Origin of the sequence: Lactobacillus sp. CBA3605, assembly GCF_002970915.1 — a bacterium.
Lineage (GTDB): Bacteria > Bacillota > Bacilli > Lactobacillales > Lactobacillaceae > Lactiplantibacillus.
This window is the reverse complement of sequence record NZ_CP027190.1, coordinates 1,759,674-1,772,705: the sequence shown is the minus strand read 5'-3', so window position 1 is coordinate 1,772,705 and position 13,032 is coordinate 1,759,674. Positions and strand designations below refer to the sequence as shown.

The following is a 13,032-nucleotide window of genomic DNA, read 5'->3' as shown; positions in this document are numbered from 1 at the left end:
AATTAGTCTAATGTCAGTTAAGCTCATTGCCATCGATATGGATGGCACCCTACTAAACGAACACAGTGAACTCAATCCAGCAACCATTCAGGCCGTGCAAGCAGCCCGGGCTCAAGGAATCAAAGTAGTACTCTGCACCGGCCGTCCCTTAAGCGGCGTCACCCCTTTTCTGAAACAATTAGCCATTACCGGAGATGACGAATACGTCGTAACCTTCAATGGGGCCATGGCTCAAACCGTGGAAGGCCGCATCATTACCAGTTTGACGCTGTCGCACAATGATTATATTGATATCGAAGCGTTGAGTCGGAAGATTGGCGTTCATTGTCACGTCGAAAGTGAAGACCACATCTATACCGCCAATGCTAACATCAGTCCTTATACAGTCGGCGAAAGCTTCTTAGTTAATATGCCAGTCCGTTACCGGACTGCCGAACAGATGCGGTCTGATTTGCCGATTGTAAAATGTATGTTCATTGATGACCCCCAGATTCTAACAGCGGCCATTAAAAAGATTCCAGCTGAAATTTATGACCGTTATTACCTGGTCCAATCAGAAGCTTACTTTTTAGAATTGATGAATCCTGAAGCTAGTAAAGGTCGGACCTTACAAGTACTCGCTGAACGATTAGGCTTCACGGCGGATGAAGTGATGGCCATCGGTGATCAAGGCAATGATCTCAGCATGCTTAAGTATGCAACGAACAGCGTTGCAATGGGCAATGCAATTCCCCAAGCAAAGGCGCTCGCTAAATACGAAACTAAAACCAACGTTCAAGACGGCGTCGCCCACGCCATTAATACTTGGGCCCTCGCTAAATAACCGCAAATCACAAAAACGAGCCTGAAAAATCAGGCTCGTTTTTGTGTTTAACTTATTCTGAATCATGGTTAGCTTGTTGCTCAACTTGCCCACTCGTTGGGTAATACCGATAAATGTCGGTCGTACTTGTCGCCACGGTATCAGTTGCATGAATGACTTCAATCTGATAATAATGACTCGTCCTAGCAAGCACATTGAACTGGTCTGACTTGGAAAACGTGACCGTTGCCGCCGCCTTAAATTCACTCAAAATAGCCTGATCAGAGACCGCACTACTGCTCATGCTACTGGTCGCTTCGTTAGCTTGGCTCGTCGCCGTCTCACTACTTGTACTAGCAGTACTACTACTCGTACTGCTCTCAGCAATACTACTTGAACTGGTTGTACTCGTGGTAGCAGTCTGACTGCTGCTAGTGGTACTTGTACTAGCGACTGCCGAACTTGCTTGCCCTGAACTGGTTGATTGCGACGCTTCATAGTTCATAATGGCTTGCTTCATTGCCAGTGCTTTTTTCTGTAATTGTTTGATAACTGGGTGAACAGGATCAATTTGGTCTAACTTATCAATCGCCGTTTTCGAACGAGCTAGCGCATGCACACTTAGCTCATCACGGGCCGCATTATAATAGCTGTTCGCTAACTTAACTTGCTGATACTGATGAACCAGTTCAGCGCGCGCTTTAATAAAAGTGGCATCAGTGGTGCCTTGATAAGCAGTCAACGTCTCAAAATAGCCCTTGGCTAAGCTCAATTCATTATCACTTAAAGCATCCGCCGCTTTTTGATAATGCTTTAAACCCGTCGTCAAATTATCAATCGTTGCATTTGACGTCTTAGCGGCCGCCAATGTTTGTAGCGCCGCTGCAATTTTTTGGTGCGAAATTTGTTGATTCGCCTTGGTCAAAACCGTTGCGTTACTGTGCGTGGTCGTTCCAGCAGTAGTTGAACGATTCGTTGCACTCCGCGAAATTGGCGCACAACCCGACAAAGTGAAAAGCCCAAATAAGATGATCACCATCAGCCCCAAACGTGGTCGATGTGTAAGATCCACGGCAAATCCCTCCCTTTTAACTTCGTCCATTATAACATTAACGTTAACAATGCCACCTATTTTCTCAAAACCACCGCGCTAACCTAAATTAACTTTACTAACCAGGCCCCGTAAATCAGAATCAATCCAATAACCGCAACCAAGTTAGCCCAATGATATAACACAATCAAGGCCAAATACTCACGAAACATCGCAAAGGGAACATAATACCACGGTGTCCGCGATCCTCGGCTAACTATATTCAAACGTAACCGGCGTGCTAAAATATTAGCACGAAGCACATGGTAATCGCTGGTCACCACGACTGCCCGATAAAAGGGCTGGCGTTTGACCAACCAAGTGTGCGAAAATTTTAGATTTTCAAGCGTCGAAGTCGATTGATTTTCTTCTTGAATCACATCAACTGGTATCCCTAGCGCCACTAAATATTGACGCATAGCCGTACTTTCAGCCATGATTTCATCTGGACCTTGACCACCCGAAACAATTAACTTAATTGGTTGATGATATTGCGCACGTTGCCCACGATAAAATTTAGCCGCCGCTTTCAATCGATAACTTAACGTGCGCGTTGGTCGACCATCCGGCATTAAGCCAGCACCTAACACAATAATTGCATCGACCGGCCCGCGCCGACCTAACCGAGTCGTCACACCCGCGACTAAATAGGCCAAAAATCCAGCCGCAAAATAGGCGGTTAACACTAACGCTAGCCCTAATAATTCCCAGAGCCATCGTTGCTGCCAGCACAAGCCATTTAATGCCAATAACCCAAGCATGGCAACCAATAAAACACCAACGATTGCTAACAAACTATAATGTAAGTGCCAGCCCTCTTTGCGAATTAAGCGATAACTATACCGAATAAAGCTTAGGGCCACGACCAATACGAGGATTGGTAACACCAGATAACCCACTAGCTTTAGCCCCACAATAATAAATTGCCAAAGGGGACTAGCTTGATTGCTAACCGTCCGATAAGCTGCTAGGGTCAATCCAATAATCGCGGCACTCACAAAATACCCCGTTAACCAGCGCCGCCGATCCGTCAATTGTAGCGTAATCGCAATGACCAACGCTAAACTGCCCCAATAAAACCAATTCATGTCACCCCACCTCCCTTTAGTCCAATACTTCCATTGTAGCTAAAAACAACCCTAATTGCAGATTTTAACTTAATTTAGCACCAAAAAAAGTGTTTGGGTAATTGCCCAAACACTTTGTCATTAAAAATTAGTCTAGTTTTCTTCGTTATGGAACCGATTTTTGAACAATGGACTAACTGGTTTGTTTTCATGAATGAACTTAATGGCTTGACCCATCAATTGTCCAACGGAAACTTGAACAATCTTATCAATCTGCTTTTCAGCTGGTAAAGCAATCGAATCCGTCACAATCAATTTTTTGATAGGTGACTTTTCAATCCGTTCAATCGCTGGACCTGAAAGTACTGGATGCGTACAACTGGCATAAACATCCGTAGCACCAGCATCCATCAAGGCTTGCGCCCCCAAAGTAATCGTCCCAGCAGTATCAATCATATCATCAATCATGATGGCCCGTTTGCCCTTCACATCACCGATAATGTTCATAACTTCTGCAACGTTAGCCCGTGGTCGACGTTTGTCAATAATGGCAATTGGGGCCTTCAAGAATTCAGCTAACTTCCGAGCCCGCGTCACCCCACCATGATCTGGTGAAACCACAACGGCATTTTCAGCTAAGTGATGCGTTAAGAAATAGTCAGCCAACAGCGGCGCTCCCATTAAATGATCCAATGGGATATCAAAAAATCCTTGAATTTGAGCAGCATGTAAATCAAGTGCCAAAATCCGGGTTGCGCCAGCTGTTTCCAGCATGTTAGCAACTAGCTTGGCAGTGATTGGTTCCCGCGAACGCGCTTTGCGGTCTTGGCGTGCATACCCATAATAAGGGATGACCACGTTGATGGTCTTAGCACTAGCTCGCCGTAACGCATCAATCATAATCAATAATTCCATTAGGTTATCATTAACTGGTGCTGAGGTCGATTGGATGATGTAAACTTGGTCACCACGAATACTTTCCTCAATGTTAATACGAATTTCGCCATCGCTAAACCGATCGACGGATGTCTTACCTAACTTAACACCAACGGCTTCAGCAATTTTTTCTGCCAATGGTTTATTTGAATTCAAAGCAAAAATCTTCAACTTTGGATCAAAATACTGTTCTGACATAATTTCCTCCATTCAAAACTTATTACATATAAATAATATGCATTTTGGGGCCGAAAAGCAAGCCCCCCTAACCGTTATAAATTGCATTAGACTGGGCTAGCAGTGGCTATTTCGGGTTTTCAGCGCCGTTGTTACTTTAATATTAAAGTTTCGTGAGGTGAAATTCGTTCGGATTTTACGAGTATACCGACTTAACCCAAACAAAACGAAACCGTTATCACAAATTTCGATTCATCTTTGGCTGGATACTCTGATGACTTTTGCGCTAACATCTTTGTTTTTAATGCCGCTACTTCGATCATCCTGTTCAACGCTGATAAAACGGCAACTTCAGGTTAGCTTCCATGCAAGTCACAATTTTGCCAACTGAAGCCACCCCAGTGTTACTAATGCTAGAATCAGCCCGACCGCAAAAGTCGCCGTTGCGCCCCCGATATTATAGCTTAAAACAAATCCCAAGCTGCCGATTGGCGTTGCCAACATGACGACCGTACTAATCAAACCAAAAATTGCGCCTAGTTGCTGCGGATCGGCTTTGACCATAATTAAAGCAAAAAACTTAGGATCCAATTTACCAGTCAAACAGGCCAAGCTAAAGGTGGCTAGCAAAATCGCCCACAAATGTGGATATACCAGTAGCACGAGAAACTCACTCGCCAAACAGCCAGCAATGCTGATGATGAGCTGCCGTATACTGAGTCGATCTACCCAAGTTTGTTTTGTCAGACCACCAACTACCGTTCCACCAACAAAGCCAAAATTCACTAATAGAATAGCAACACTATAGCTGACTGGTAACTGATCAGCTCGATTAATAAAGAATAAATTCAACGTTGCGGTTAAGCCGTTGGCCAACAGATTGCACCCCATCACAAGCCCTAATCCACTAACCGCCGATAGTTGCATCACGTCACGTAATACTGGTTGCAAAGCCGGCCACACATGCTGCTGGGAGCGTGGTACTGATAATTGGCTAGTCGCTGGCATTTTTAGCGTTGCGTGACCAAGTTGCAAGCAGACCGCCGACAGTAAAAAGGCAATGGCATTCAAGTCGCCTGCGAGTGCATAGTTATGTGTTGCCGCCATTACGGCAACCCCGCACGCTTGCCCAACTGGCTGAACCAATGTACTGACACTCTGATTCAGACCCAACGCCTGTTGTCGATTGCTAGTAACGATGCGGCCCTGCAACACTAGGGTAAACAAACTACTACCGTAATTACCAATCGTATCAGAACTCATATTAATGGCAACGACCACGTAAAAAACCCAAACGACATGCTGATTAATCACTTGGGCTAACACTAAATACAAGGCCGCTTGCACTAATTTGGTCTGAATCATCAACCGTGGCTTCCGCTTAGTCTGATCCGCCGCTCGACCAACCAGAACACCAAAAACACTTGGTAAAACGGTTGCCACTGACACGACTGAAACCAATAATTTGGGCTGCGTAAAACTCTTGGCATAGGTTAACAAAATAATATTAAACAAACTGACCCCCAACGTTGAAAAAAGGTTGGCGCTAACTAGCGTTTGGACGGTTCGATTTCTCAGTATTGTGTGCAATTTTCAAGACCTCCCTAATTGACTAAACCTTAGTTTACGTGCCATAGTCGTGTTACAACGATTAATTAGGTGGCATATAGGCCACATTAAGGAGGTTACAATGAAAACTCTCGGTCTAACAGTCAAACAAATTCGTTTAGATAAGGGCTTTTCTCAAAAAGAAATCTATACTGGCATCGTCTCGCGATCCTTTGCAACCCGCTTCGAGCATGGACAGCATGATATCGCAGCGACGAAACTCTTCGCCATCCTAGATAATCTAGGTGTCTCAGTTGACGAATACCGGTTTATTGCGCAACACTATCAGTCTTCACCACTTGACCGAGCCTTGCTAATCACTACTCAGGCCTATCGTGACCAAAACTTTACTTTTCTAACTGATTGGGTGCGTGACCATCAGCATAGTCCCAAAACTTACGAACGACTGATTGCTAGCTATACAAGTATCCGTTTGATTGCCTTTGATCATCGACAGATGCCCCTCACCGCCGCTGTCCAACCGGCCTATCAACACTTACGTCAAACAAAGACTTGGACGGTACAAGAATTAAAATTAGTCAGCTTGCTCCCCGCCTTAGTCGCAAGTGACGCCGGCATTGCAGCGCTAGCTGACTTTACCCTTAAAATGGAACAAAATTGCTCCCGGTAACAAACGACATTTGGTGATCCATTCCACGTTTTAAATGACTTGATTGACTACTATGGGACTGTGTTGCAAACTTACCTTAACTGGCGCGAATTTGATTGTGCCCGTGCTTTGGCAACTAAATTTCAAGCACTCGATCCAACCCGCTTAAATTGGGATGGCCGCATCGGTCGTCAATTTTGGTTAGCCATCTGGGCTCTTTATTTTGGCGACGCAACTACTGGTCAAACAACGCTCAAAAAACTCATGGCAGTCGAACGACTACATCGGCCGATTATTGATACGAATTTACGGACAATTATTCAAGTACGCCAGCTGGAAGCCCAAGCCTACCGAAAAGGCAAGCTGAATTAAATGATTGCCTTGGTTTTGTTGCGATGATTAACAGCTTAATTATTTTGACTTAACCGGCCTGTAAAACAAAAGTTGCTAGGAAAGACTCAAAAACGAGTCTTTCCTAGCAACTTTTCGTTTAAATCAGCATTATGCCCCTGATTTATTTTTAATTACGGTCTAATTATTTTCTGGTTCATGTGGTAATTTTTTCCAATAGTCTGGTTTATTGGTTTGACGGGCACGTGCAATCGCCATGTCGTGGAAATTAACATCGTCCGTAATCGTCGAACCAGCCGCGATAAAGGAATGATCGGCAACTTCAACTGGTGCAATAACATTGGAATTGCTACCGATGAAAGCTGCATCACCAACGTTAGTATGATGTTTATTAACGCCATCATAATTGATAAAGACCACACCACAGCCAACGTTAATATCCTGACCTAAAGTCGCATCACCAACATAAGTTAAGTGACCTACCTTTGTCCGCGCGCCGATTTGGGCTTTCTTCACTTCCACAAAGTTACCTAAGTGGACATGTTCCCCAATCTCAGCTTGTGGTCGTAAATGACTATAAGGCCCAATATTGCTATCCGCATGCATGATGGAATCTTCTAAGAATGACGACGTAACGGTCACCCGGTCTTCAATCGTCATATCATGAATTTCTGAATGTGCGCCAATAAAACAATCTGAACCAATCGTCGTCTGACCTTTAATTAAGACCCCAGGTTCCACAACCGTATCGGCTCCAATCTTAACACCAGCATCAATATACGTCGCTGCGGGATCAATGATTGACACCCCATTAGCCATATGCGCTGTATTAATTCGTTCTTGCATAACCTTCGTGGCTTGGGCTAATGCTGCTCGCGTATTAACACCCATGGATTCATCAAAATCACTCATCCGGTAAGCGGCAACAATATCGCCTTGCGCCTTCATAATCTGAATCACATCAGTTAAATAATATTCACCTTGCGCATTATCATTGGTCACTTGATGTAACGCCGCAAATAATTTCTGATTATCAAAACAGTAAACGCCGGTATTGATTTCATGAATCGCTTGCTCAGCTTTAGTCGCATCTTTTTGTTCAACAATTTTTTCAACAATGCCTAAATGATTCCGAACAACGCGTCCATACCCTTGTGGATCAGGGGCTTCTGAAGTCAACACGGTCCCAGCGGCCTTCTTTGCCTGGTGGTATTCAAACAACTCTTGGAAAGTTTCAGCGCGGAATAACGGGGTATCCCCACTCACAATCAAAGTCATCCCGTCAGCATCGCGTAATAAATCTTCAGCTTGTAAGACAGCATGACCGGTCCCTAATTGGGACGTTTGCTCCGCATAATAGGTCCGGTCACCTAAAGCCGACTCCACGTCCTTAGCACCATGACCCACAATGGTCACAATCTTATTCATCGAAGTGGCTTCAACTTGGGTCAACACGTGGTCAACCATCGCCTTACCACAAACTTGGTGGAGCACTTTGACTAACTTGGATTTCATCCGGGTCCCTTTACCAGCGGCCATGATGATAGCATTTTTGGTTGTCATAACAAAATTTCTCCTTAGTCTTCAATTCACTTAATCATACCAAAGAATAGGTTCAAAAACATGGCCTTTAGACCTCCGCTCCAAAAACCTTCTCTAAATAGTTACCAGGAATGACTTTGATTGCTTTTTCATTATCATTAACATTAGTGACCTGTAACAATGACGTATAGTCATCAATCAACCGATTACCCGTAAAGGCCGCTTCGGCAAAGACGGTAATGCCAATCAAATTAGCATCAAATTCTTCAATTAACGTCTTCATCCCGTTAATCGTGCCGCCACCTTTCATAAAGTCATCCACAATTAAAACATTGGCGCCTTCGGTTAGACTACGCTTCGATAATTCCATTTTTTTAATGCGTTCAGAAGAACCGGAAACATAGTTCACGCTAACCGTAGAACCTTCGGTAATTTTAGAATCGTTACGGACAATCACAAATGGCACGTTCAAATACGTTGCCACACTCTGGGCAATTGGAATTCCCTTGGTAGCTACCGTCATCACTGCGTCAATTTTTTGATTCAAGTATTGCGTTGCAATCACTCGACCCACTTGCCGCAAAATTTCTGGTTGCCCCAAAATATCGGATAAGTAAATATAGCCGCCGGGTAAAACCCGATCCTTGTCAGCAACTAAGTCCGTCATTTTATCAATAAATGTTTGGGCTTCTTCTTTTAAGATATAAGGAATAAAGCGAGCGCCTCCCGCAGCGCCTGGAATCGTTTCTAGAATCCCGGTACCGCGCATCTGGAAGGTGCGTTTCAAAATCGTTAAGTCTTCACTAATGGAAGATTTCGCCGATTCGTAACGCGCCGCAAAATAAGTTAACGAGACCAATGTATGGGGTCGTTCCAACAAATAGCGCGTCATATCAATTAAACGTTCGCTTCTACGTACTTTCATGTTTCCACCTCAACCTAAATCATCTTTTTTAAAGTCTATGCAAAATGATAACACAAACGTTCGGAAATTAGGTAATCTTTTGCTATCTTTTTAGAAAACAATCGGAATTTCTTAATATCATTCGTTAAATAGTGATTAAACATCTAAATTTTTGGTTAAATTGAGAACAATCAAAAAAAGACGCGTACTAACGGCTTAGCCGTCGGTGCACGTCTAGACGACCCAAGTTAACTGCCAACCCGTAATCGTTGGTAACCTAAAGCCGAAAAATAAAAAAGACACTCGATTGAAGCAATAAAGAAACTGACCGGTAGATTCGTCACGTAACTCAGATACAGGCCCAGCCAGACCCCAATCAGTGCAAAAACAATTGATAACCCAATCATTTTGCTGACAGTATGCACAAAGTAACGTGCCGCAGCTGCCGGTAATGTTAACAGAATGAAAATTAACAAGGACCCAACAATCTGGGCGGCCACACTAACACTCATGGCTACTAAAACGAGGAAAACCACTGAAATTGCCGTCGTCCACAGGCCACTGACTTTAGCGCCAATCGCATCGAAAGAATCGAATTTTAAGGGACGATATAACCCCAACATCACTAGAATAACCAATCCTGACAATACGGCTACCCGGATGACATCCGCTTGGGCAATCCCAATTACACTACCAAATAAAATACTGGTGGCGTAACTCGACGTTTGATTTGACAGCGATAAAAACAAAATTCCTAGTCCAATAAACAATGCCGAAATAGCCGAAATCGAGGCTTCACGTCGTGACTGCTTTACACTCATCTGACCGACAATCACCGAACTAATGACCGTAAAAATCAGCATCCCAGTCAACGCCGTCCAGCCCATAAAAATCCCAAAAGCGGCACCGGCGAATCCAATTTCAGATAAGGTATGCGTCAAAAATGACAAATTACGGGCAATCACAAAGACGCCGATAGTGCCACAAATAATTGCAATAAACGTCCCAGCAAAATAGGCGTTCCGCATAAAAGCTAAACTAAACATTTGTGACCTCCTTTAGTTGGGCCACCGACATCTCGTCAATCGAGCCAAACTGTTGATACCCTGGCTTCAGCGCCAAATAATGCTTGGCATATTGCTTTGCTAACGGAAAATCATGGGTCACAAATACCACGGTAATATCACTTGTTTGATTCAAGTTTTGAACCAAATCTAATAATTCATATTTCATTTCGTTATCTAAACTCGCAGTCGACTCATCGAGAATCAGCAGTTGTGGTTGTTCAACAATAGCTTGCGCTAAGTAAGCCCTCTGTTTTTCACCACCGGATGCCATCCCGAGTTGGCGTTGCTTGATTTTTTTGACGTTAGTCACCGCCATTGCAGTCTGCACTTGTTGGTGTTCCGCCTTTGATAACCAAGGTAACCAGCCCCGCACATTCAAGCCCACAAAATCTTCAATAGTTAACGGATATTCTTGATCCAAATTACGAAATTGAGGTACATAACCTACTTTAATTGCGGCTTTATTGGGATAATACTTAATCTGACCCGCGCTAGGCTTCAACATGCCTAACAAGGCTCGAATTAAAGTCGTTTTACCAACGCCATTTTCACCAATAACAGTCAAAAAATCACCGCGTTGAATCTTAAAATCTAAATCTTTAAAAACCTGGTTATTTGGAAAACTAATTTCCAAATGTTGGACGGCTATTAAGGGTTCCGTCATAGTCTAACCCCCATCTCTCTAAATAAGGTAAATAGTAATGATTACTATTTTAGTTTACCTGAAACCGCCAATTTGTCAACAGGTCAATTCCACTCCAAAAAACGCGACCAGCTTGATCGCGTTAACTTAGCTCTGCCGGCATGTAAACTGACTGGCCCAACTATTTAGGAGGTTAGTCCCACTTGTTCAGTTAAAAATTCACTTACCACGGCTTGATACCGATCTGGATGCGTCCGAACCGCTTGGACGTGGCCCGCATCGGCATCAATGTACAGGCCTTTTTGTTGCGCCACCCGATTATAAAGTTGGTGCGCATTGCGGACCGGTACCGTTGTATCATGCATCCCATGAATAATCAGAATCGGCAAAGCCCCCGTTTGGACCTGCTGTAAAATGTGCCCATCATTGAACGCATAGCCGGCACTGCGACGCGCAATTTGATTAGCCAGCGGCATGATTGGGTAAGCTGGCAAATGAAATTGATGCGTCAATCGAAATTTGGCTTCATCATATAAATCTGCATAACCACTATCTTCCACAATTGCTTTAACATTTTCGGGCAAAGGGTCGCCGCTAGTCGCCATAACCGTCGCCGCCCCCATCGAAATCCCCATCAAAACGATTTCGATGTCAGTGCCTAATTGCGTCAAGGCCATGGTAATCCAGCGATCATAATCCAACCGATCTAACCAGCCATAACCAATTGTATGCCCATCACTATCACCAAAGGCGCGCGCATCTGGCATCAGCACGGCGTACCCCAGACTCATAAAAATACGAGCATAGGGAATCATCTGTTCACGTGAATGGTTGAGACCATGGGCTAAAATAACCAATCGCCCGTTCGCTTGAGGATTGGGTAGATACGTGGCAACTAAGTTCAAGCCATCAAAGCTTTGCAACTGCCATTGTTGTTGTGGGTGTTTATCGTACCAAAAATTTTCGATTTCAGTATTTTCTGACCGCGATAACTGTTGACCACGCTTTTTTTGTTCGTCACTCACGTGCATGGCGACCTGATAGGCAACAGCACCACCAAGCAATGCACCGGCATAGGTCGTTGCACCAACCACTCCCGCTAAAGTTAACCCTAATTTAGTTGTTTGCTTCATTATCATCCACCTCATTTATTTCAATTTAACCACACCTCACCCCACTTATGCTGGGTTCAGCCATTGCATAACAAAAAAAAGCGGTGCTGACCAATTAAGTCACCCGCTTTAATGATTGCTCTTAACGATCTGTTAGATTCACCGGGCGAACCAGATAAACTTCCCGACAAAAACCCTTGAGCGAGTTATAGACGCGCTGGGCGCGCGAACGCTTGCGACAGACGCCAAACACCGTTGGTCCCGTGCCACTCATCTGCGCTGCATCCGCCCCAAAAGTTAATAATTGTTGTTTAATTTGCATGATTTCTGGATAACGATTAGCCGTGATGGGCTCTAACACGTTACCCATATGTTGAAAAATCTGTTCTAAATTGCCCGTTTGGACACCAGCAATTAATCCCGGGATTTCCGGGTGCGTGGTTAATTGCCGATAATCAATCTGCCGTAAGATGTTCGGCGTAGAGACGCTGATTTTAGGCTTGGCGAGTACAATCCACAATGGTGGCAACTTGGGTAGTGGTCGCACTAATTCTCCTTTGCCAGTCACATGAGCGGTCTGACTATAAACACAATAGGGAACGTCCGAATCAATCTGTAATCCTAAGCGGGCCAGGGTGGCTAAATCTAAATTAAGTTCCCACAACCGATTCAACCCCCGTAAAACGGCAGCAGCATCCGAGGAACCGCCACCTAATCCGGCCGCAACTGGAATCGCTTTTTTTATTTTAATCCGCACACCACTCCGAATATGATATTGGCGTTTTAATAAACTTACCGCTTGAAAAGCGAGATTTCGCCGATCGTTCGGCAAAAAGCCACTATCGGTCGCCACTTCAATCCGATTGGCAGTCAGGGTCTCAATCTGCACGTAATCGGCCAAATCAACCGACGTCATCACCATATTCCATTCCTTGGCACCGTTTTGATGTTCAAACAACGTATCTAAGCCCAAGTTGATTTTTGCCGGCGCTTTTTCCACGATCTGCACGCGTCTCACCCTCTTTTATGACCGCGATTATCTGGGTCGTTATCTTACTTTGATACAATTATACTAATATCAGGGCAAAATAAAAAGACCTTGCTGCGGGTCTTAGTATTGAGA

At 44.3% G+C, this 13,032-nt stretch carries 13 protein-coding genes; 3 read left to right on the top strand and 10 right to left on the bottom strand.

Going from position 1 to position 13,032, the window contains the following annotated elements; all coding sequences use genetic code 11:
* The first annotated feature begins 10 nt into the window (after positions 1-10).
* Entirely contained in the window at positions 11-823 is an 813-nt protein-coding gene (gene yidA, locus C5Z25_RS08500; protein ID WP_105452247.1) for a sugar-phosphatase, read from the top strand.
* Positions 824-875: 52 nt separating this feature from the next.
* Here the strand turns inward: yidA and C5Z25_RS08495 are convergent, their stop codons facing one another.
* From C5Z25_RS08495 to C5Z25_RS08480, 4 genes are all read right to left on the bottom strand, one after another.
* Entirely contained in the window at positions 876-1,874 is a 999-nt protein-coding gene (locus C5Z25_RS08495) for a hypothetical protein (protein WP_234002734.1), read from the bottom strand.
* An 83-nt stretch (positions 1,875-1,957) separates the two neighbouring features.
* On the bottom strand, positions 1,958-2,980 hold the full coding sequence (locus C5Z25_RS08490) for a YdcF family protein (protein ID WP_105452245.1): 1,023 nt from the start codon (positions 2,978-2,980) through the stop codon (positions 1,958-1,960).
* A 132-nt stretch (positions 2,981-3,112) separates the two neighbouring features.
* Positions 3,113-4,093 (bottom strand): ribose-phosphate diphosphokinase, encoded by a 981-nt coding sequence (locus C5Z25_RS08485; RefSeq protein ID WP_105449766.1) that lies wholly within the window; start codon positions 4,091-4,093, stop codon positions 3,113-3,115.
* A gap of 351 nt (positions 4,094-4,444) precedes the next feature.
* A complete protein-coding gene (locus C5Z25_RS08480) occupies positions 4,445-5,587 on the bottom strand; it encodes an MFS transporter (RefSeq protein WP_234002733.1) in 1,143 nt (380 codons plus the stop codon).
* Positions 5,588-5,762: 175 nt separating this feature from the next.
* On the opposite strand from C5Z25_RS08480, the gene C5Z25_RS08475 reads away from it, so the two are divergent.
* Together C5Z25_RS08475 and C5Z25_RS08470 are read left to right on the top strand one after the other, a co-directional pair.
* Positions 5,763-6,311, top strand: coding sequence for a helix-turn-helix domain-containing protein (locus tag C5Z25_RS08475; protein ID WP_105452243.1), 549 nt, complete (start codon positions 5,763-5,765; stop codon positions 6,309-6,311).
* 108 nt (positions 6,312-6,419) lie between these two features.
* Positions 6,420-6,662, top strand: a complete 243-nt coding sequence (locus tag C5Z25_RS08470; protein ID WP_158682932.1) for a hypothetical protein — start codon at positions 6,420-6,422, stop codon at positions 6,660-6,662.
* 159 nt (positions 6,663-6,821) lie between these two features.
* Here C5Z25_RS08470 and glmU read toward each other — a convergent pair whose 3' ends face one another.
* From glmU to ispE, 6 genes are all read right to left on the bottom strand, one after another.
* Positions 6,822-8,204 (bottom strand): bifunctional UDP-N-acetylglucosamine diphosphorylase/glucosamine-1-phosphate N-acetyltransferase GlmU, encoded by a 1,383-nt coding sequence (glmU, locus tag C5Z25_RS08465; protein ID WP_105452241.1) that lies wholly within the window; start codon positions 8,202-8,204, stop codon positions 6,822-6,824.
* Positions 8,205-8,271: 67 nt separating this feature from the next.
* Positions 8,272-9,108 carry a pur operon repressor gene (purR, locus tag C5Z25_RS08460; protein ID WP_105452240.1) on the bottom strand — a complete coding sequence of 279 codons (837 nt, stop codon included), beginning with the start codon at positions 9,106-9,108 and terminating at the stop codon, positions 8,272-8,274.
* Between the two features lie 227 nt (positions 9,109-9,335).
* On the bottom strand, positions 9,336-10,133 hold the full coding sequence (locus C5Z25_RS08455) for a metal ABC transporter permease (RefSeq protein WP_105449761.1): 798 nt from the start codon (positions 10,131-10,133) through the stop codon (positions 9,336-9,338).
* Positions 10,126-10,818 (bottom strand): metal ABC transporter ATP-binding protein, encoded by a 693-nt coding sequence (locus tag C5Z25_RS08450; RefSeq protein WP_105449760.1) that lies wholly within the window; start codon positions 10,816-10,818, stop codon positions 10,126-10,128. The genes C5Z25_RS08455 and C5Z25_RS08450 overlap by 8 nt, the downstream gene beginning before the upstream one ends.
* A 164-nt stretch (positions 10,819-10,982) precedes the next feature.
* Positions 10,983-11,930, bottom strand: a complete 948-nt coding sequence (locus C5Z25_RS08445) for an alpha/beta hydrolase (protein ID WP_105452239.1) — start codon at positions 11,928-11,930, stop codon at positions 10,983-10,985.
* A gap of 121 nt (positions 11,931-12,051) precedes the next feature.
* The gene (ispE, locus tag C5Z25_RS08440) at positions 12,052-12,918 is read right to left on the bottom strand and encodes a 4-(cytidine 5'-diphospho)-2-C-methyl-D-erythritol kinase (protein WP_105452238.1); all 867 of its coding nucleotides are present in this window, start codon (positions 12,916-12,918) and stop codon (positions 12,052-12,054) included.
* Positions 12,919-13,032: the final 114 nt, after the last annotated feature.

What these genes read in the sequence shown, in the direction of transcription:
- C5Z25_RS08475 (WP_105452243.1), top strand. Translation starts at nt 5,763, where the DNA reads ATGAAAACTCTCGGTCTAACAGTCAAACAAATTCGTTTAGATAAGGGC.
- C5Z25_RS08455 (WP_105449761.1), bottom strand. Translation starts at nt 10,133, where the DNA reads ATGTTTAGTTTAGCTTTTATGCGGAACGCCTATTTTGCTGGGACGTTT.
- C5Z25_RS08485 (WP_105449766.1), bottom strand. Translation starts at nt 4,093, where the DNA reads ATGTCAGAACAGTATTTTGATCCAAAGTTGAAGATTTTTGCTTTGAAT.
- C5Z25_RS08490 (WP_105452245.1), bottom strand. Translation starts at nt 2,980, where the DNA reads ATGAATTGGTTTTATTGGGGCAGTTTAGCGTTGGTCATTGCGATTACG.
- glmU (WP_105452241.1), bottom strand. Translation starts at nt 8,204, where the DNA reads ATGACAACCAAAAATGCTATCATCATGGCCGCTGGTAAAGGGACCCGG.
- purR (WP_105452240.1), bottom strand. Translation starts at nt 9,108, where the DNA reads ATGAAAGTACGTAGAAGCGAACGTTTAATTGATATGACGCGCTATTTG.
- C5Z25_RS08445 (WP_105452239.1), bottom strand. Translation starts at nt 11,930, where the DNA reads ATGAAGCAAACAACTAAATTAGGGTTAACTTTAGCGGGAGTGGTTGGT.
- yidA (WP_105452247.1), top strand. Translation starts at nt 11, where the DNA reads ATGTCAGTTAAGCTCATTGCCATCGATATGGATGGCACCCTACTAAAC.
- C5Z25_RS08450 (WP_105449760.1), bottom strand. Translation starts at nt 10,818, where the DNA reads ATGACGGAACCCTTAATAGCCGTCCAACATTTGGAAATTAGTTTTCCA.